Source organism: Spirillospora sp. CA-142024 (assembly GCF_050942325.1).
In the GTDB taxonomy this organism is placed as follows: Bacteria; Actinomycetota; Actinomycetes; order Streptosporangiales; family Streptosporangiaceae; genus Spirillospora.
The window spans coordinates 2,026,886-2,043,920 of sequence record NZ_CP192077.1 but is presented as its reverse complement, the minus strand read 5'-3'; the positions used below and the strand labels follow the sequence as shown (position 1 = coordinate 2,043,920).

At 70.5% G+C, this 17,035-nt stretch carries 20 protein-coding genes; 10 read left to right on the top strand and 10 right to left on the bottom strand.

Annotated elements, in window-relative coordinates:
- Positions 1 to 85 precede the first annotated feature (85 nt).
- Positions 86 to 730, bottom strand: coding sequence for a TetR/AcrR family transcriptional regulator (locus ACQPZP_RS09830; protein ID WP_433477321.1), 645 nt, complete (start codon positions 728 to 730; stop codon positions 86 to 88).
- A 94-nt stretch (positions 731 to 824) separates the two neighbouring features.
- On the opposite strand from ACQPZP_RS09830, the gene ACQPZP_RS09825 reads away from it, so the two are divergent.
- The gene (locus ACQPZP_RS09825; protein WP_433477320.1) at positions 825 to 2,276 is read left to right on the top strand and encodes an MDR family MFS transporter; all 1,452 of its coding nucleotides are present in this window, start codon (positions 825 to 827) and stop codon (positions 2,274 to 2,276) included.
- Between the two features lie 49 nt (positions 2,277 to 2,325).
- Here the strand turns inward: ACQPZP_RS09825 and ACQPZP_RS09820 are convergent, their stop codons facing one another.
- The gene (locus ACQPZP_RS09820) at positions 2,326 to 2,682 is read right to left on the bottom strand and encodes an ATP-binding protein (protein ID WP_433477319.1); all 357 of its coding nucleotides are present in this window, start codon (positions 2,680 to 2,682) and stop codon (positions 2,326 to 2,328) included.
- A 160-nt stretch (positions 2,683 to 2,842) separates the two neighbouring features.
- Between ACQPZP_RS09820 and ACQPZP_RS09815 the strand changes: the two genes are divergently transcribed.
- From ACQPZP_RS09815 to ACQPZP_RS09800, 4 genes are all read left to right on the top strand, one after another.
- Positions 2,843 to 3,625, top strand: coding sequence for a helix-turn-helix domain-containing protein (locus tag ACQPZP_RS09815; protein ID WP_433477318.1), 783 nt, complete (start codon positions 2,843 to 2,845; stop codon positions 3,623 to 3,625).
- Complete coding sequence (locus ACQPZP_RS09810) at positions 3,613 to 3,792, top strand: DUF397 domain-containing protein (RefSeq protein ID WP_433477317.1); 180 nt, start codon at positions 3,613 to 3,615, stop codon at positions 3,790 to 3,792. The genes ACQPZP_RS09815 and ACQPZP_RS09810 overlap by 13 nt, the downstream gene beginning before the upstream one ends.
- A 109-nt stretch (positions 3,793 to 3,901) precedes the next feature.
- Entirely contained in the window at positions 3,902 to 4,390 is a 489-nt protein-coding gene (locus ACQPZP_RS09805) for a hypothetical protein (protein WP_433477316.1), read from the top strand.
- Positions 4,372 to 5,235, top strand: a complete 864-nt coding sequence (locus ACQPZP_RS09800; RefSeq protein WP_433477315.1) for an alpha/beta fold hydrolase — start codon at positions 4,372 to 4,374, stop codon at positions 5,233 to 5,235. The genes ACQPZP_RS09805 and ACQPZP_RS09800 overlap by 19 nt, the downstream gene beginning before the upstream one ends.
- Before the next feature lie 56 nt (positions 5,236 to 5,291).
- Here ACQPZP_RS09800 and ACQPZP_RS09795 read toward each other — a convergent pair whose 3' ends face one another.
- From ACQPZP_RS09795 to ACQPZP_RS09785, 3 genes are all read right to left on the bottom strand, one after another.
- Positions 5,292 to 5,678: a peptidase inhibitor family I36 protein gene (locus ACQPZP_RS09795; protein WP_433477314.1), complete on the bottom strand. Its 387-nt coding sequence runs from the start codon at positions 5,676 to 5,678 to the stop codon at positions 5,292 to 5,294.
- A 134-nt stretch (positions 5,679 to 5,812) separates the two neighbouring features.
- Positions 5,813 to 6,493: a response regulator gene (locus ACQPZP_RS09790; RefSeq protein WP_433477313.1), complete on the bottom strand. Its 681-nt coding sequence runs from the start codon at positions 6,491 to 6,493 to the stop codon at positions 5,813 to 5,815.
- Positions 6,463 to 7,794, bottom strand: a complete 1,332-nt coding sequence (locus ACQPZP_RS09785) for a sensor histidine kinase (RefSeq protein ID WP_433477312.1) — start codon at positions 7,792 to 7,794, stop codon at positions 6,463 to 6,465. Before ACQPZP_RS09785 ends, ACQPZP_RS09790 begins: the two co-directional genes overlap by 31 nt.
- Positions 7,795 to 8,081: 287 nt before the next feature.
- Between ACQPZP_RS09785 and ACQPZP_RS09780 the strand changes: the two genes are divergently transcribed.
- Positions 8,082 to 9,221: a GDSL-type esterase/lipase family protein gene (locus ACQPZP_RS09780; RefSeq protein WP_433477311.1), complete on the top strand. Its 1,140-nt coding sequence runs from the start codon at positions 8,082 to 8,084 to the stop codon at positions 9,219 to 9,221.
- A gap of 341 nt (positions 9,222 to 9,562) precedes the next feature.
- Here the strand turns inward: ACQPZP_RS09780 and ACQPZP_RS09775 are convergent, their stop codons facing one another.
- Positions 9,563 to 10,117: a TetR/AcrR family transcriptional regulator gene (locus ACQPZP_RS09775; protein WP_433477310.1), complete on the bottom strand. Its 555-nt coding sequence runs from the start codon at positions 10,115 to 10,117 to the stop codon at positions 9,563 to 9,565.
- Between the two features lie 42 nt (positions 10,118 to 10,159).
- On the bottom strand, positions 10,160 to 11,572 hold the full coding sequence (locus tag ACQPZP_RS09770) for an MFS transporter (RefSeq protein ID WP_433477309.1): 1,413 nt from the start codon (positions 11,570 to 11,572) through the stop codon (positions 10,160 to 10,162).
- Between the two features lie 144 nt (positions 11,573 to 11,716).
- Here ACQPZP_RS09770 and ACQPZP_RS09765 point away from each other — a divergent pair, with 144 nt between their 5' ends.
- Positions 11,717 to 12,553, top strand: a complete 837-nt coding sequence (locus ACQPZP_RS09765) for a thioesterase family protein (protein ID WP_433477308.1) — start codon at positions 11,717 to 11,719, stop codon at positions 12,551 to 12,553.
- A gap of 22 nt (positions 12,554 to 12,575) precedes the next feature.
- On the opposite strand, the gene ACQPZP_RS09760 is transcribed toward ACQPZP_RS09765, so the two are convergent.
- Complete coding sequence (locus ACQPZP_RS09760) at positions 12,576 to 13,055, bottom strand: GtrA family protein (RefSeq protein WP_433477307.1); 480 nt, start codon at positions 13,053 to 13,055, stop codon at positions 12,576 to 12,578.
- A 184-nt stretch (positions 13,056 to 13,239) separates the two neighbouring features.
- On the opposite strand from ACQPZP_RS09760, the gene ACQPZP_RS09755 reads away from it, so the two are divergent.
- Complete coding sequence (locus ACQPZP_RS09755; RefSeq protein WP_433477306.1) at positions 13,240 to 14,775, top strand: hypothetical protein; 1,536 nt, start codon at positions 13,240 to 13,242, stop codon at positions 14,773 to 14,775.
- 16 nt (positions 14,776 to 14,791) lie between these two features.
- On the opposite strand, the gene ACQPZP_RS09750 is transcribed toward ACQPZP_RS09755, so the two are convergent.
- Positions 14,792 to 15,361 (bottom strand): hypothetical protein, encoded by a 570-nt coding sequence (locus tag ACQPZP_RS09750; protein ID WP_433477305.1) that lies wholly within the window; start codon positions 15,359 to 15,361, stop codon positions 14,792 to 14,794.
- 133 nt (positions 15,362 to 15,494) lie between these two features.
- On the opposite strand from ACQPZP_RS09750, the gene ACQPZP_RS09745 reads away from it, so the two are divergent.
- Positions 15,495 to 16,289, top strand: coding sequence for an IclR family transcriptional regulator (locus tag ACQPZP_RS09745; RefSeq protein WP_433477304.1), 795 nt, complete (start codon positions 15,495 to 15,497; stop codon positions 16,287 to 16,289).
- On the opposite strand, the gene ACQPZP_RS09740 is transcribed toward ACQPZP_RS09745, so the two are convergent.
- A complete protein-coding gene (locus ACQPZP_RS09740; RefSeq protein ID WP_433477303.1) occupies positions 16,277 to 16,630 on the bottom strand; it encodes an MmcQ/YjbR family DNA-binding protein in 354 nt (117 codons plus the stop codon). The two genes, ACQPZP_RS09745 and ACQPZP_RS09740, sit on opposite strands and share 13 nt — an antisense overlap.
- Before the next feature lie 67 nt (positions 16,631 to 16,697).
- On the opposite strand from ACQPZP_RS09740, the gene ACQPZP_RS09735 reads away from it, so the two are divergent.
- Positions 16,698 to 17,033 (top strand): CU044_2847 family protein, encoded by a 336-nt coding sequence (locus ACQPZP_RS09735; protein ID WP_433477302.1) that lies wholly within the window; start codon positions 16,698 to 16,700, stop codon positions 17,031 to 17,033.
- The last annotated feature ends 2 nt before the right edge of the window (positions 17,034 to 17,035 follow it).

Sequence of the window (17,035 nt, the reverse complement as noted above, 5' to 3'; positions counted from 1 at the left end):
CCATTGGTCAAATAAACAATACCGTCTACCAGAGAGACGGTCCGGTGGGCCTGGCCCCAGGGACGGAGCGGTGCCGCGCCGGCGGTCAGCCGTCCGCGTCCGGTGCGCCGCCCCCGCACAGAAGCTTGATCATGAGCCGAAGCTGCTCGCCGTACCGCTGCTCGAACTCGGGTGAGCCGGGATCGAGGCCGAACGCCACGCGGACCACGTGCGGCATGAGCATCGGCGCGGCCGTCATCGCGTTGACCGCCAGCCGCACCGAGGCGGGATCGAGTTCGGCGGGCAGTTCGCCGCGCTCCTGGCGCTTCCTGATCTGGTCGAGGTCGTCGCGGATCGACTGCGCGACCGGGGTGTCCTCCGGTTTGGGTCCGTCCTCAAGGCCGTTCCACAGCATCAGGCGGGTGGGGCGTGGATCTTCGACGCAGCGCCGCAGGTAGCGGACGGCCACCTCGTCAAGAGGCACGTCCTCGCCTGCGAAGTCCCTCTCATGCTCCACCCAGCGCCGCTGCAGCTCGCGGTAGAGCCCCTGCTTGCCGCCGAAGTAGTAGCTGATCAGATGCTTGTTGACGCCTGCCCGGTCGGCGATGTCCTGGACGCGGGCGCCCGCCTGGCCCTTGGCCGCGAACTCCTCCAGGGCGGCCTCCAGGAGCGCGGCGCGGGTCCGTTCGGCGTCGCGTTGCCGTTCCTCGGGTGCCGGGGCACGCCAGCGCTTCGCAGGCTTCTCCGCCATATGCCCAGTCTAGGTGACCGTTGCCCGGCCGGACAATCATGTTGATTGTCCAGCCGGTTGACAGAATTGTCCATCTGGATAAATGCTGTCGGCCATGACCGCAGAAATCCGCGAAGACCCCCCACCGGCCCCGGCCGCCGCGTCCTCCACCGGCTTTCCGCCCGAGCTGCGCCGCGTGATCATCGTCGCGATGCTCGGCGGGTTGGTGGTGATGCTCGACTCCACGATCGTCAACATCGCGCTGCAGACGCTGTCGGCCGATCTGCACGCTTCCCTCACCGTCGTCCAATGGGTGGTGACGGGCTACATGCTGGCCATGGGCATGGTGATCCCGGTGAGCGGCTGGCTGGCCCGGCGGCTCGGCGCGCGGCGGGTCCTGGCCGCGGCGACCGCCGCGTTCACCCTCGCCTCGCTCGCCTGCGGCCTCGCCCAGAACACCGAGCAGCTCGTCGCGTTCCGTGTCCTGCAAGGTCTGGCGGGCGGCCTGATGACGCCGGTCGGGCAGATCATCATCGTCCGCGCGGCGGGCCCACGGCGGCTCGCCCGCGTGATGGCGCTGATCGGGATCCCGACCATCATGGCGCCGGTCGCCGGCCCGACCTTGGGCGGACTGCTGCTGGAGCACGCCTCCTGGGAGTGGATCTTCCTGGTGAACGTGCCGATCGGGGCGGTGGCGGCCTGGCTGGCCTTGCGCATGCTGCCGCACGACGCACAGGAGGAAGCCGGGACGCTGGACGTACCGGGGCTGGTCCTGGTGGTGGCCGGGTCGGTCGGCGTCACCTACGGCCTGGCCAAGGTCGGCGAGCGGGGCGACGCCGCGCTCGGGGCGGCGTGGACGGCGGGCGGCGCCGTGCTGCTCGGCCTCTTCGTGCTGCGTTCCCTGCGGGTGGAGCGCCCGCTGCTGGACGTGCGCCTGTTCCGCAACCCCGCCTTCAGCGCGGCCTCACTCGTCACCTTCGGCTTCGGTGCATCGATCTTCGGCGGGATGATCCTGCTGCCGATCTACTTCCAGGTCGTACGGCACGAGAGCACGGTCGCGACCGGACTGCTGCTCGTGCCGCAGGGGCTGGGGGCGCTGGCCTCGATCTGGGCGTCCGGCCGGATCACCGAGCGGTTCGGCCCCGGGCGGACGTCGCTGGCCGGCGGGGTGATCGCCGTCGTGACCACCGTGCCGTTCCTCTTCATAAGCGCGGACGTCCCGTACCCGCTGCTGGACACGGGCCTGGTCGCGCGCGGCCTGGGCATCGGCCTCTCGGGCATGCCCGCCATGACCGCCGCCTTCAACGCCCTCGGCCGCGCCGAGATCGCCGACGCGACCCCGCAGCTCAACGTCGTCCAGCGGTTCGGGGCGTCGGTCGGCACGGCGATCTTCGCCGTCGTCCTCCAGCACGGCCTGGACGGTGCCGGTGGAATGGCTTCACGCCAGGCGGACGCATTCGGGACCGCCTTCGCCTGGGTTCTCGGCGCCACGGTCGTCGCCGCAGTGCCGACCGTCCTGCTGATCGCCACCGAGCGCCGCCGGTCGGCCCGCGGCAGCGATCAGTAGCAACGCCTTCCCTGCGCGGAGCCGGACGGCCGCCGCCCATCCATCCCGTTCACTGCGCGGCTTCGGGCAGTAAGGCCCACACGGCCTTTCCGCCGCCGCCGAGCGGCTGGGCGCCCCACTCCTTGACCAGGGCACCGAGCATCGCCAGCCCTCGCCCGCCCTCGGACATCAGGTCCGCCGGAGCGGTGACCGGGAGGACGTCGCAGGAGTCGAAGACCTCCACGACCGTCCCCTTGTCCACCTGGACGACCCGCACGGTCGCCGTCGCGCTTCCGGTGTGGCGGAGGACGTTCGTCACCAACTCCGACACCACGACCTTTGCGACGTACGCGTCCTGGCCCAGCCGTGCCAGGACGTCCTCCACCCAGTCCCGAGCCACCTTGATCGACTCAGCCCGAACCGGCACAACGATCTCCGCGGGGCCCTCCATGAACGATCACCTCCGTTTTCCGTAACTCCCCGCACAGAATCCACTCCAAGGCGTAATGTGACCATGCAAGCTCCGAGACGCACACCGAGCACTCAAAACCGCTTAAGAAGCAGTTCGGATCCGCTGGAGGCCCCCCATGGCCAAGCGCAAGCCCTCCCCCGCACTTAAGGCGTTCGGCGCGGAAGTCAGACGCCTGCGGGAAGATGCCGGCATCACCCGAACCGAACTCGCCAACCGGGTAGCGGTGACGCCCTCGTACACATCGCAGGTCGAAAGCGGCAACACCCGCTGCCGCAAGGACTTCGCTCAGCGCCTGGACCAGATGCTGGGCACGGGTGACCAACTCACGGCGGCCTGGACCAAACACCTCCGCTCCGCGAGTTACCCGAAGTTCTTCGCCGACTACCCGGAGGCCGAAGCGACCGCCGACCTCCTCCGCGCCTACGAAGCAACGTTCGTGGTTGGGCTTCTACAGACGAAGGAGTACGCCGGCGTCCTCCTTCCCTCCGAGGCCGCCCTCGACGGACGTCTCAGGCGGCAGGAGATCCTGGCCCGCGAGTCTCCGCCAAAGCTCATAGCCGTCATGGAAGAGAGCGTGCTCATGCGCAAGGTGGGCAGCCGGGAAGTGATGCGGGACCAGTGCGAATACCTTCTGACGATGTCAGAGCGAGAGAACATCATCGTTCAGATAGCCCCGATCGCCTACTATCGTGGCATCTCGGGTTCGTTCAACATCGCCACTCAGCCGACACGCGAGGAACTGGTCTACCTGGAAACCTCACCCGGAGGGATCACATCGGACGATTCGCGAGATATCTTGCACGTCGTCAGCGCCTTCGCGGAGTTGCAGGCACGTGCGCTGAGCGTTGACGACTCTCGCGACTTCATACGAAAGGCGATGGACCGGTGGAAGATGTGACCTGGCGTAAGTCGCAGCGAAGCAACGACCAGGGTGGGGCTTGCGTCGAATTGGCGGCCTTCGTGAAGGGGGTGGGCGTGCGGGACTCCAAGGATCCGGATGGGCCCAGGCTTCTCCTCGAACCGACCGCGTTCCGCGCTCTCCTGACCGACCTCAAGCAGCAGTAACTCCCCGACCAGCCCTGAGCCCCGGCCGCCCCCGGCCGGGGCTCAGGCATGTCCGGATACCTCACCACTACTTGACACCTGAGAGCAAGTACTTGCTATCTTTCGTCAAGTGACGACCACGGAAGATCATGTCGAGCTGGTGGCCGAGCTGGTCCGGGTGCTGGAGACGCGGATCCTCGATCCTCTGGAGATCCTGCTGGCCTCCGACGAGCCGCTCGGACCGATCAGGGCACAGCTGCGCGTGGAGGCCGAGGTCTGGGCCGCCCAACTGCTCGGCGCCGACCGGGAGCGGGCCACCCTCACCGCCGCCCGGCTCATCGGGGTGCTGTTCCCCAGCGACGCACCCTTCGACCCGCCCGCCTCGTGGTGGCGTACGGCGCTGGGGCGGGCCGTGGCCCGCTCGACCGGTCACCCCGCGGCGGCGGCCGTGCCGTACTCCACGGCCGGGGCGATGCTCGGCATCACCCGGCAAGGCGTCCACGACCTGGTCAAACGCGGCAAGCTCGACAAGGGTCCCGACGGCGGCGTCACCACCTCATCCATCCGCGACCGGCTCAACCGCCCCCAGGAGAGCATCCCGTGCCACCCCGAGAAGTGATCATCGATGATCGTCCGGTGCATCTGGCCGTCCGCGACCACGGCGGCGGTGGATCTCCCGTGCTGCTGCTCCACGGCCTGGGCGGCACCCTCCTGCACTGGGACGCGGTCGCACCGCTGCTGACCGGTGCACACCGGGTCGTCGCAATGGACCTGCGCGGCCACGGGCTGTCCGGCGACGGGCCTTGGGAGTGGGAGGAGGTTCTGGACGATGTGCAGGCGGTCATCGACCATTTCGGCCTGGGCGCTCCCGTGGTGGTCGGCCACTCCCTCGGCGGCATGGTCGCGGTGCGATGGGCGCTCCGCCACCCGGACGGCCCCGGAATCGTCAACCTCGACGGCCTGCGCTCGGCCGAGACCGCGCCCCGGCACTACGCAGGCATCGGACAAGAGGAACTGACCGCGCTCCTGGCGGAACTGAAGGCCGTCTTCGACGCCCAGGCCGAGGCGATGGCCCTGCCGCTGCCCGAGACCCACGCCGCGATGCTCCCCCAGCGGGCGCTGCGCACCACTGACGAGGGTGTCTACGTGCGGCCTGACGCCGCGCTGGCCAGGCAGATCAGGTACGACCCGTACTTCCAGGACAGCGTCGCGGCGGTGGCCGAGATCCGCTGCCCCGCCCTGTTCGTCCTGGCCACTGAGAACCTGCCCGGCTTGCCGGGCCGCGTCGGCGATCTCATGCCGGCGCTGCGCGCGGGAATCCGCCGCGACCTGCTGCCCCTCACCGCCGATCGGCCGCACCTGCAGGTGCTCGAACTCGCGGGCAGTCACAACATGGTCGCCGAACTACCCGAGCAGGTCGCCCAAGCCGTGCTGGGACTCCGGGCACAGACCGGGGTTGAGTAATCCGGCGCGGAGGAAGGGCCCCGGCGGCGATCGCCGAGACCCCTGCCGGTGATCGCTCAGCAGCCGGTGTTGAAGATGCCGTAGCTCTCCGCCTCGTTGTCGTAGCCGTTCAGTTGAAGGTTCGACCTCAGCCTCTGGGTGCCGGACTTCTGGATGGAGTGCGTTCGGCCCGTCCATCCGTCGTTGGCGTAGAGGACGATGCACTTGCCCGTGTTGTTGACCACGGATGAGATCTCGTTGTCGCCGTTCCACCCGTCGATCTCATAGCGGCCGTTCTGGCCCGGCTGTTCGACGTACTTGCTTCCGGAATAGCCGGGGTCCTCCCACATGCAGACGTAGCCGTTCAGGCAGTCGCCGGCGGCCTGCGCGGGAGGCGCGGTCAGGCCGAACCCGAGCACGGTCAGCCCACCGGTGACGGCGAGAGCCTTGTGGAGTCGTCGCATACTTCCTCCTGAACCGGACGAGCCCTGCGATGAGGGGCTGGCACGGCGCAGTCAAACAGCGGCCGGCTTCAGATCAGCCTCAGATCGGCTTCACCGCTGGTCATGCCGGTCGGCTTCAACTTGGTCCGTGCCGGTCAGGGAATCCGGGGGCCGTGGCCGCGGAGGTAGGTGAGGACGGCCAGGACTCTTCGGTGGGTGTCCTCGGTCTGGGGGAGGTCGAGCTTGGTGAGGATGCTGCGGACGTGCTTGCCCACCGTCGCCTCCGTGATGACCAACTGCCTGGCGATGGAGGCGTTGGAATGGCCTTCGGCGATCAGGGCGAGCACTTCGTGTTCGCGAGGCGAGAGTCCCGCCAGGGGGTTGCGTCGGCGGCGCAGCAGCTGGCGGATGACCTGCGGGTCCACCACGGTTCCGCCGTTCACCACCTGGCGCAGCGCCGCGACGAACTCCGTCACGTCCACCACCCGGTCCTTGAGGAGGTAGCCGACTCGGCGGCCGTCCGCGGAGTCGAGCAGGTCCGAGGCGTAGCTGAGCTCGACATACTGGCTGAGCGCCACCACCGCCAGCCCCGGATCGGCGCGGCGCAGTTCCACGGCGGCGCGCAGGCCCTCGTCGGAGAAGTCCGGCGGCATGCGGATGTCGGTCACCACGAGGTCCGGGTCGTGCTCGGCAACGGCGGCGTACAGGGCGGCCGCGTCCTCCACGGCGGCGACGACCTCGAACCCGAACCGGGCGAGCAGGCCCGAGAGGCCCTCCCGGAGCAGGACGCCGTCCTCGGCGAGGACTACCCGGGTGAGTGATCGTTCAAGCTGCACGGAAGCTCCACGCGGACGACGGTCGGGCCCCCGGCCGGGCTCGACACCAGTAGTCTGCCGTCGATCACGGCCACCCGGTCGGCCATGCCGGTGAGGCCGGTGCCACGGCCGGGGTCGGCCCCGCCGACACCGTCGTCGGCGACCTCGACGGTGAGGACGTCTCCGTCCCACCGTGCGGCCACCCGCGCCCGGCCCGCCTCGCTGTGCTTCGCGGCGTTGGTGAGCGCCTCGGTGGCGGCGAAGTAGGCCGTGCTCTCCACGTGGACGGGCGGCCGCGCGGGCAGTTCGGCCTCGACGGTGACGTCCAGGGGTGAACGGTCGGCCAGTTCGCGCAGTGCGGCGGCGAGTCCCCGGTCGGTGAGCACCCGGGGATGGATGCCGCGGATCAGCTCGCGCAGCTCCTCCATGAGCCGCTTGGCCTGCTGGTGCGCGTCGGCGACGCCGTCGGCCGCCGGGGACCCGGGCGGCAGGTCCAGGTGGACGAGGCCGAGCCGCATGGTCAGATCGAGCAGGCGTTGCTGGGCGCCGTCGTGGAGGTCGCGTTCGATCCGGCGCCGTTCGGCCTCGAAGGCGTCCACAAGCCGGGCCCGCGACCGTGCGACCTCGACGAGTTCGGCCTGGAGCCGCTCGCCGGAGCCGCGTTGCAGCAGCGCCCTGGCCAGCGCCCCATGCGCCCCGGCGGACACCGCCAGCAGGTACGGGACGGCGGGCAGCAGCACCAAGGCGCTGATCGCGAACGGCAACGCGTCCGCGGTGGTGCCGACCTTCGCCGGGCCCAGCGCCATCGGACCGTCGCCGCCGAGAAGTATCAGCGGGCTCGCCAGGCAGGCCGCGAGGAACGCCAGCATGGACAGCAGCGCCGCGTACGCGAGGGGCACCACGCTGATCATCAGCAGGAAGTAGCCGAGTTCCCGCCAGGTGACCGGCTCGCGGTAGCGGGTGCGCAGCCAGGTCCGGACGCCGGGGCCTGACAGCGGGCGGTGCCCCGCGCGGACGGGACGGTCGTCCACCAGACGCAGGCGGTGGCTCTCCAGCCGGGCGAGCGGCATGGTCAGCAAGGGCCCCAGCCCGGCGATCAGCAGCGCGCCGAGCGCGGCGAGGAACGCCCGCTCGCCGAAGTCCGCGTCCGGGGAGAGCGCGAGGAGCCACGGCAGGCCCAGCATCGCCAGTGGCAGTCCAGCCGTGAACGCCACCGGCACGCTCGACACCAGGTAGCCGGCCGACCGCCACGGCCATGCGGTCAGCAGGAACCGGCGCCGGCCGATCGCCGCGAGCGGCGTGGGCGGGGGGACGGCTGGCACACGGCGTACGTTAACCGACACCCGCCGTGCTCCTCGTCCCTTCGCGGCAGAGGTAGTGCTAGGTATACCTCGAAGTTGGGGGACTGGCGTGATGTAGGTGACGGCGCCTCAACGGTGGGATTCACACTATGAAATGGAAGCTCTCCCCCAGCAAAGCCGTTCCCCTGGCCACCGTCACCGGTTTGGTGCTGATCGGCGGATTTCTGCACCCGACCTCCTCTGCTCCGCCGTCGGCCCGCTTGGCGTCCAATCCGTCTTCGCGCTGGTTCCAGAGCTGGGGCGCCGCGATGCAGCGGCCCCAGGCGGGCAATGAGGACAACGGGCCGAACTGGTCGACAGAGGGGTTCCGGAACCACTCGCTGCGTCAGGTGATCCGGATGAGCGCGGGCGGCACGCGGGTCCGGATCCGGCTCTCCAACCTTTACGGGACCAAGCCGCTGAAGGTCGCCGGAGCCACGATCGGCCGATCCGCCGGCGGGGCCAAGGCGTGGCCGGGCACCGTGGTGCCCCTGACGTTCGGCGGCGGCCGTTCCGCCGTCGTGCGCCCCGGCGGCGAGCTGGCCGGCGATCCCGTGCCGCTCGCCACGTCTCCGCTGGAGAAGCTGGTGGTCACCCTGCGTTTCACCGAGGCGACCGGGCCGACCGCCTTCCATCGCTTCACCCCGCAGCCCGCCTACCGGGCACCGGGCGACCACCTGTCCGATGTCGGTTCCGATGCCTACGGCGAGTCCACCGACGCGCTGTACTACCTGTCGGGCGTGGACGTACCGGACGAGGGTGCCGCAGGCCAGGGCACCGTGGTGGCCTTCGGGGACTCGCTCGTCGACGGCGTCGGTTCCGCGCACGGCGCCGACGGCCGGCTGCCCGACGTGCTGGCCGAACGGCTGGCCGCGGCGCGCCGCCCGCTCGGCGTGGTCAACGCCGGGATCGGCGGGAACCGGCTGCGTCACGACTCCTCGTGCGGCGGCGACCGGGCCATCGCCCGTTTCGGCCGTGACGTCCTGGACCGTCCGGGCGTCCGGGCCGTGCTCGTTCACCTGGGCGCCAACGACATCCGGGACACTCCCGGCGACCCCTGCCTGCGCCCGGGCGGCCCGGCGACGGCACGGCAGGTCATCGACGCCCAGCGGCGGCTGATCCGGGCCGCCCGCGCCCGCGGCGTCAAGGTCGTCGGCGCCACGATCCTGCCGATGAAGGGGGCCCTGTTCCCCGTGTGGACGCCGCAGGTCGAGAAGGTCCGCGACGCCGTCAACCACTGGATCCGGACCGGCGGCGAGTACGACGCCGTCGTGGACGTGGACCGGATCCTGGCCGACTCCGCCGACCGGGACCGGCCCCGGCTCGCCTACGTGTACGAGGACGGGCTGCACCCCAACGACGCCGGCTACCAGGCCATCGCCCGAGCGATCGACCTGAAGGCCCTCTGATGGGCGGCCGCAGACTCCTAGCGCGTGGCCTGGGCCGGGGGGATCCACTGGAGTTTGCGGCGTATGTGCGAGGCCATCTTCGAGTCCAACTGCATATGCAACTGGGTATTCCCGCAGGCCGCGCAGATGAAGGCGTCGAAGATGGGCTGCTTTGCCCCGAACCCACTCCCGCCCGTCTGGCGGAGCGCGCTCTGTGCCCTGTACTCGCCTCGGAACACCTCGCCGGCGCCGCACGCGCCGCACTGTCCGTAGCGCATATCCCCATTCGTCATGGCGATCAGCCTAGGGTTCGCGCCCCGCGAGTGAGCCGCGCCGCGGCGGCCGCGGAGCGGGTGCGGGGTTCAGTCGCGGCGGAGGATCATGTAGAGCATCAAGTCCCGGTAGCGTTCCTGCTCTTCGACGCTCGCCGGCAGGGCGCTCGGGACGGCGTGGATCATCTGCACCTTCCCGAGGTGGGCGGTGTAGGCCAGCAGACCGCGGAGGCGAGCCTCGTCCGGCGGGAAGCCGAGATCGGTGAAGATCTGTGCGACGTAGTCGATCCGCCGCTCGGTGACCCGTCGCAGCACCTCCGCGACCTGCGGGTTCTTCGCGGCGGCCATCAGGGAGATCTCCACCGGGTCGCCGCCGGTCGCCGACGGCACCGCGGAGAAGAGTTTGCGCAGCCGCAGCGCCGGGTCGGGTTCGGCGTCGACGGTGGCGATGACTCCCTCGGTGTTCTCTTTCTCCCAGTGGGCGAGTGCCGAATCGACAAGTGCGGTCTTGTTGGGGAAATGCCAGTAGAAACTGCCCTTGGTGGCGCCGAGGCGAACGGCGATCGGCTCCACCGCCACCGCCGGCAGCCCGCCCTCGCCGATGAAATCAAGGGCCGCTCTCACCCAGTCCTGCGCGGTCGGCATCGTTTCCCGTATTCGTCGGTGCGGTCATGTCCGGTCGCCCCATCATGCCGGAGGATCCGACAAGGCGGTGCCCGCCTCGCGCTCGCGCATCCACAGGGCGGTGACCGCGCCCGCGAGCAGGAATCCGGCGACCAGGAGCCACACGTTCATGAAGGCGCGGTGTGTCGCCGCGTATCCGATCGGCGTCCCGAGGACGGCGACCAGGAGGCTCACGCCGAGCACGCTCCCGATCTGCCGGCTCATGTTCACCACGGCGCTGCCCGTGGCGAACCGGTGCGGGGGCAGGCCCTCGGACGCGGCGGAAAGGATCGTCGGGAGCGCGAGGCCCGTCCCGGCGCCCCCGATCAGCCAGGCGGGCAGGATCTCCGTGGCATAACCGGGCGACTCCCCCACGCGCAGAACCGTGACCAGGGCACCCAGTGCGCACAGCGCGCAGCCCGCCGCCGTGATCACACCGGCGGCGACACGGCCTTGCAGACGACCGGCCACCACGGCGGTGACCGGGACCATCAACGCTCCCGGGGCGATGGCGAAGCCGGTGCGGACCGCCGAGTAACGCCAGGTGCCCTGCAGCCACATGATGGTGAGGAGCAGGTTCGCCGCGAACGCGATCGAGAACAGCAGCATGGTCACGTTCGACCAGGCGAACACCCGGACGCCGAGCAGGCGGGGCTCGATCACCGGTGACGGATGGCGCCGCGACCGGAACCAGAACCAGGCGAGCAGCAGCACAGCCGCGAGCACCAGTGCCGCGGTGCGCGGGACCGGCCAGTCGTTGAGCTTCACCAGCCCGAGCGACAGCAGCCCGATCGCGGTCCCCAGCAGGCCGGCGCCGAACAGGTCGGGAATCCTCGTGCCGGCGCCGTCCCGGGGGTCGGGCACCAGCCGGACGGCCGCCACGGCCGCGGCGATCCCCACCGGAATGTTGATCTCGAACACCCAGCGCCACGAGGCGTTGACGAGGAAACCGCCCAGCACCGGACCGGCCGCCGCGGCCAGCGCGGAGCTGGCCGACCAGATCCGCACGGCGGCGGTCCGGCGCTCCGGCGGGAACACCATCAGCAGCAGGCCCAGGCTTGTCGGGATCAGCGCCGCCGCGCCCACCGCCTGGAAGGCCCTGGCCACCACGAGCATCCAGAGGGACGTCGACGCCGCGCACGCCTGCGATGCGGCGGTGAACAGCAGGATGCCCGCGACGAACCCCGTTCTGCGGCCGTAGCGGTCGGCGAGGCGGCCCAGCGGTACGAGCAGGGCGGCGAACACGATGGCGTACCCGTTGAGGACCCACGACACGTCGGACGCCTGCGCCCCGAAGTCACGGCCGATGTCGCTGAAGGCCACGTTCACGATGAACAGGTCCAGGGCGGCCATGAACGAGGCCGTGGACAGAATCGCGAGCACCCACCGCAGGCGCACCGGGCTCAGGCTCGCCCGTGAATGGTCGACCACTGTCACTTCAGGCTTCCCCCATTCGGTCTGATTATGACCATACTGTTGCGTATGGAATGACCATACGCTAGCGTATTGTCAAAGACAAGGGAGCATCTGGCGACGTCGGACCATTCGCTTCTTTCTCGTCCTGCCGAAATTGGGGGATTCGTGCGAGACTTTGTGACGGCGACCGCGGTCGAGCCGTTGAAGACGACCGGAGGGCTCGAACGGTTCACGGCGGAACTGCACGCTCAATGGGGTGTGGACACCAAGCTCCACGGCGGCTACCTGCTGGCGATCCTGGGGCGGGCCGTGGGACGGGTCGCCGGGGACGCGCATCCGCATCTGTCCGCGTCCAGCGCGGCCTTCCTCCGGGCCCCCGTGCCCGGGCCGGCCGAGGTGCGCGTGGAGACCCTGCGCGTCGGCCGCACAACGGCCCAGTACCGGGCCCGGCTCATCCAGGACGACCAGCCGATGGTCGAGGCGCTGATCACCCAGGAGCGCCTGGAGGACGCCGATCCCTGGTGGACGTCCATGAGCCCGGTCGAACTACCCGAACCTCAGGACTGCTTCCTCGCCCCGACCAATCCGCCCGGCGCCGGCTTCCCGGTGCCGCTGATGGACGTCGTCGAGGAGCACGTCGACCCGGGCGTCCTCGGGTTCGCGTTCGGCCGGCCCTCCCGCCGGGGGCTGGTCGCGGGCTGGCAGCGGCTGGCCGACGGCAGCGACTGGGACCCGCTCAGCCTGCTGGTGGCCCTGGACATGCTCCCCGCCGCCACCTTCGACCTGGAACTCCCCGGCTGGGCGCCGACGATCCAGTTCACCGCCTACATCCGGTGCCTCCCGGCCCCCGGCCCGGTCCGTGTCCGCATGCAGGCGACCCAGGTCACCACCGACCGCGTCGACGAGCTCGTCCACATCTGGGACGGCAAGGACCGCCTGGTCGCTCACGCCACCCAGCTCGCCGCCATCCCCAGGACAGAGCCCAGGAAGACCACCGCCTGAGCGCCGGGACGCCGCCGGAAGATCAACCCACTCGGGTCGATGGGGGTGTGGATTCCGGGATCTCCACCGGTTCCAGATCACCGGCGTCACCCACGGCGGCACCCCGGCGCGGGTGGAAGACCCAGCCGCCCAGCAGCACGAAGCGAACCAGGGTGGCCAGGGCGTAGGAGCCCAGCATCGCCGTGATCTCGACGGCCCGCGGGGCGGTCGGCGCGAGCCAGTGCACGAGGCCGAGCCCGCCGCTGCTGAGGGCCAGGCCGATCAGGAAGACCACGCCGCCCTCCAGCTGATGCCGCAGCGCGCCCTCCGACCCGGTCACCCCGAACGTGAAGCGGCGGTTCGCCGCCGTGTTCGCGACCGTCGTGATCACCAGCGAGAGCGCGTTGGCGGCCAGCGACGGCATCACCATCCGGAACACGAGATAGAGCACGAGCCAAGCAAGGGTGCACAGCGCCCCGATCACGGCGAAGGCGGACAGGTGACGTGCCAATCCCTTGAACAAGGTCTGCTCTCCAACTCATGACCGCAGCAGGCCGCTGCCGGGAGACTGATGTGGCGGGGGGGTACGGCAGTAATGACCGTCCGGGCTCCGCGACCCAAGTCAAGAACCTTTACGAACCGCCCCGGCCATGTGCGGGACGGCCTCGGGAGGGTGACGGGGGGCGCTGGTAGGATCTCGCCGATACGTGGGCGGTAGTGGTGACGTCCCCCGCCCAGGCGTGACGCCGCCGGTCCTGGATCGGCGCAGGATCCTGTCCGCCCGCACGTCCACAGTTAGGTTCCCGGTGCCGTTCTCCCCCCTGGCCGTCCGCCGCAACTGGCTGTTCTGCGCGGTGCTGCTCGCCGGCGTCGTGCTGCGGGTGGTCACCATGCTGGGGTTCCGGGGCGTGCTGTGGTTCAACGACAGCTACGACTTCGTCAGGATCGCGGACGACCCGTTCCCGCATCCGCTGAGGCCGTCCGGGTACGGGCTCTTCCTCTGGGCGTTGAAGCCGTTCCACAGCCTGATGCTGATCACGGCGTTGCAGCATGCGGCGATCGTCGGGGTGGCGGGGCTCGGCTACCGGATGCTCGTGCGGAACTTCGAGGTGCGGCGGACGTGGGCCGCGCTGGCCGTCACACCCGTTCTGCTGGACTCCTACCAGATCGAGCTCGAACATCTGCTGTTGTCGGACACCGTCTTCACCGTTCTGGTGTTCGGGGCGATGCTGCTGCTCGCGAAGCCGGGGGCGACCGGGTGGCGGCGGGCCGCGCTCGTGGGGACGCTGCTGGGGCTGGCGTCCGTCACGCGCACGATCGGCCTGCCGCTGTTCCTGATCGCCCTGCTGTATCTGCTCGTGAGGCGGACGCGATGGCCCGTTCACGTGGCCCTCGCGGTGACGTTCGTCCTGCCGGTCGGGGCGTACGCGACGTGGTTCCAGCAGGAGCACGGCCGGTTCCAGATGACCGGGGTCGACGGCATCTTCCTGTGGGGACGCGCGGCCGCCTTCGCCGACTGCGACCGGTTCACGCCCCCGCCCGACATCGCGAAGCTCTGCCCGTACGGCGCGAAGGACGACCGGCCCGCCTCGTCCCATCAGATCTGGGAGGACAACTCGCCGACCGGCTGGTCCAACGGCGAGGCGTTCGACGAGGAGACCAACGCACGGGCTCAGCGTTTCGCGTTCTGGGCCATCAAGAACCAGCCGCTCGACTATCTGCGCGTCGTTTCGTACGACTTCTTCGTCCGGACGTTCTCATGGCACCGCTCCCGCTATCCGACGGTCGGCACCGAAGCGCGGTACCACTTCCCGACGAAGCCCGCCGCGCGGAAGCCGGATCTCCCCGTGCTCGGCGGCGGTGACCGCCGGGAGGTGGTGGACGAGTACTCGCACGGGACGGGCCGCACGCACATCGTCGACCCCTACGCCGGTGTGATGCGCGACTACCAGAAGCACGTGAGCGTGCCCGGCACCGTCCTCGGCGGGGTTCTGCTCGCCGGCGCGGCCGGGATCGTGTGGAGGCGGGCGCGCGCGCGGACCGCGCTCTTCTGGACGTCCGCCGTCACCCTCCTGGCCGTCCCTCCGGTCACGGTGGACTTCGACTACCGCTATGTACTGCCCGCGCTCCCGTTCGCGTGCTTCGCCGCCGCGATGGCGTGGGGCCGCCGCGTCCCGGCCGTCCTGCCGGAGCCGGAGCCGGCCGAGGACGCGGCGCCCGAGGTCGAGCCCGCCGACGCCTGAGCGGACGGCCACCGCGTCACGGCCGCCAAGGCGGCGGTGGAGGCGGCGGGCCGGGACGGTCGACCTCCACCTCGCCCTGCATCAGCGCCTGCTCTTTCGCCATCCGCAGACCGGGCAGGGCGAGCAGCAGGCCGGGAACGGCCACCACCGCGCAGACGATCAGTCCCCGGAAGAGGATCTTCTCCCCTTCGCCCGGGTCGCCGGTGTCCAGCGCGGAGATGATGAAACGCGTCATGATCACCATGGCCGCGCAGATGACGATGTACCCGAGAATGATCAGCAGCCGGCCGAGCCGGTCGCGGGCGCCGCGGCGGCGCGCGCCGCGCCACAGGTAGCGGCCGATCGTCATCACCGTGCAGCCGACGATGACGGCGGTGAAGTCGTTGACCAGCGGCTCCAGGTCGTCTCCGGCATCGCTGAGATCGCCGGGACGCAGGTCGGCGCCCAGGATCCCCTTGGCCCCGTAGAGCAGCCCGGCCAGCATCGCCGCCAGGCCGGCGAGGATCAGGATCAGGCCGGCGAGTAAGAACAGGACGTTGGGCCGGACCCGCTCGGGCCGGGCCGCCGGACGGTAGGGCTGGTTCATGGCGTGGATCCCCCGGTAGACGGTGCCGCCTCCGCCACGGTCGCCGAAACCGGCCACGGAACGCCAGAGGAGCGTGTCACTGAGTGACCCGGTCCGGTGGCTTTCCGTCCGCGCAGGCCCGACCATGGGTGGTATGGACGACCGCACCGTGACCGGACGTGTCGTCGCCGTCCTCGACGCGGTCGCGGCCCACGGCCGGCCGGTGACGCTGGCCGAGCTCACGCGGGAGGTCGGCATCCCCAAGCCCACGGTCCGCCGCATCGCCGCGGACCTGGTCGCCCGGCGGATGCTGCAGCGGCGCGCCGACGGGCGCTACCTGCTGGGCCCGCATCTGCTGGAGCTCGGGACGCGTGCCGCGGTGCAGCACGGCCTGCTCCAGGCCGCCACCCCGCACGTGCAGGACCTGTTCGCCCGCACCGGAGAGATCGTCTGGGTGTGCCAGGTCGGCGATTCCGGGGTCAGCCTCATGACCACCGCCTTCGGCGTCAACCGGGCCTCCGACATGCGGCACGCGAGCTGGCCGGACGACCTCCGCAGCGCCGCGTTCCAGGCGTCCGCGCTGGGGCACGTGCTGCTGGCCGACCGGCCAGGCCTGCTGGACGGGCTGCGCGGCCGGCCGCCGGCGCCGCGGACTCCGCACACCACCACCTCGTGGCCGCGTTTCCTGGCCGAAATCCAGGCCGTCCGCGACACCGCCATCGCGGTCGAACACCAGCAGTCCCTGCTCGGCTTCAGCTGCGTCGCCACCGGGCTGCGCCGCCCGGACGGCTCGCTGATCGGCTGTATCGGCGTCACCGGACGCACCGGCAACCTGCCCACCCGCCGGCTGACCCGCCCGCTGCTGGCCGCGGCGGACGACATCAGCCGGTACGCCGCGCTCTCCCCCGAGTGGAACGAGCCGCCCGCCGACGGGCGTCAGCCGTCCTGAGGGCCGAGGCGGGCGGCGGCGACCTTCTTCGGGACGACCATCCGCCACGCCTCGATGACCAGTTCGCGCATCTCGGGTTCGTCGAGCGCCGCCGTCCAGGCGTGCACCCAGTTGAAGCGCATGTCGGATTCGCCCGGCAGGTGGAATTTCGCCGGTTCCGACTCGACCAGCGCGGCCCTCTCCTCCTTGGGGAAGGCGAAGCCCATCACGGTCTCGTCCTGCGAGAACGCGACGTAGACGATGGCGCCGACGCGGAACTTCACCCGGTCCCTGATCAGGTGCTCGGACGTGCGCGGCAGCGTCATCGCGAGGGCCCGCACCTGCTCGACCGTGATCACCATGTCCTCCTGTGGCCGTGGTCCTTCCAGCAAAGCACCCCGGATCGCATGATCTTGTTAGGTTTGCCGGGTGAACGAACTGGTGCGCTGGCAGACCGAGAACGGCACGATCGTCGTGGAGAGCGACGACCGGGAACCGGGGTTCCAGTCGGTGTCCCGTGCCGGTGACCTGATCCACGACGCGGCGGGCAGGTTCGAGGACGCGTTCCAGAACGTCCGGGACGCGGCGGAGGCGGCCCTCGCGTCGCTGCGCGGCGGCGCCCTCGACCCCGACACCGTCGAGCTGGAGTTCGGCGTCAAGCTCAACGCGGCGGCCGGCGCCGTCATCGCGAAGACGTCCGTCGAGGGACATCTGAAGGTCAAGATGACCTGGGGGCAGCCGGCGAGGGCTGCGGAGGAGGCGTAGCC

What these genes read in the sequence shown, in the direction of transcription:
- ACQPZP_RS09745 (WP_433477304.1), top strand. Translation starts at nt 15,495, where the DNA reads ATGGACGACCGCACCGTGACCGGACGTGTCGTCGCCGTCCTCGACGCG.
- ACQPZP_RS09780 (WP_433477311.1), top strand. Translation starts at nt 8,082, where the DNA reads ATGCAGCGGCCCCAGGCGGGCAATGAGGACAACGGGCCGAACTGGTCG.
- ACQPZP_RS09795 (WP_433477314.1), bottom strand. Translation starts at nt 5,678, where the DNA reads ATGCGACGACTCCACAAGGCTCTCGCCGTCACCGGTGGGCTGACCGTG.
- ACQPZP_RS09775 (WP_433477310.1), bottom strand. Translation starts at nt 10,117, where the DNA reads ATGCCGACCGCGCAGGACTGGGTGAGAGCGGCCCTTGATTTCATCGGC.
- ACQPZP_RS09740 (WP_433477303.1), bottom strand. Translation starts at nt 16,630, where the DNA reads ATGGTGATCACGGTCGAGCAGGTGCGGGCCCTCGCGATGACGCTGCCG.
- ACQPZP_RS09815 (WP_433477318.1), top strand. Translation starts at nt 2,843, where the DNA reads ATGGCCAAGCGCAAGCCCTCCCCCGCACTTAAGGCGTTCGGCGCGGAA.
- ACQPZP_RS09750 (WP_433477305.1), bottom strand. Translation starts at nt 15,361, where the DNA reads ATGAACCAGCCCTACCGTCCGGCGGCCCGGCCCGAGCGGGTCCGGCCC.
- ACQPZP_RS09830 (WP_433477321.1), bottom strand. Translation starts at nt 730, where the DNA reads ATGGCGGAGAAGCCTGCGAAGCGCTGGCGTGCCCCGGCACCCGAGGAA.
- ACQPZP_RS09825 (WP_433477320.1), top strand. Translation starts at nt 825, where the DNA reads ATGACCGCAGAAATCCGCGAAGACCCCCCACCGGCCCCGGCCGCCGCG.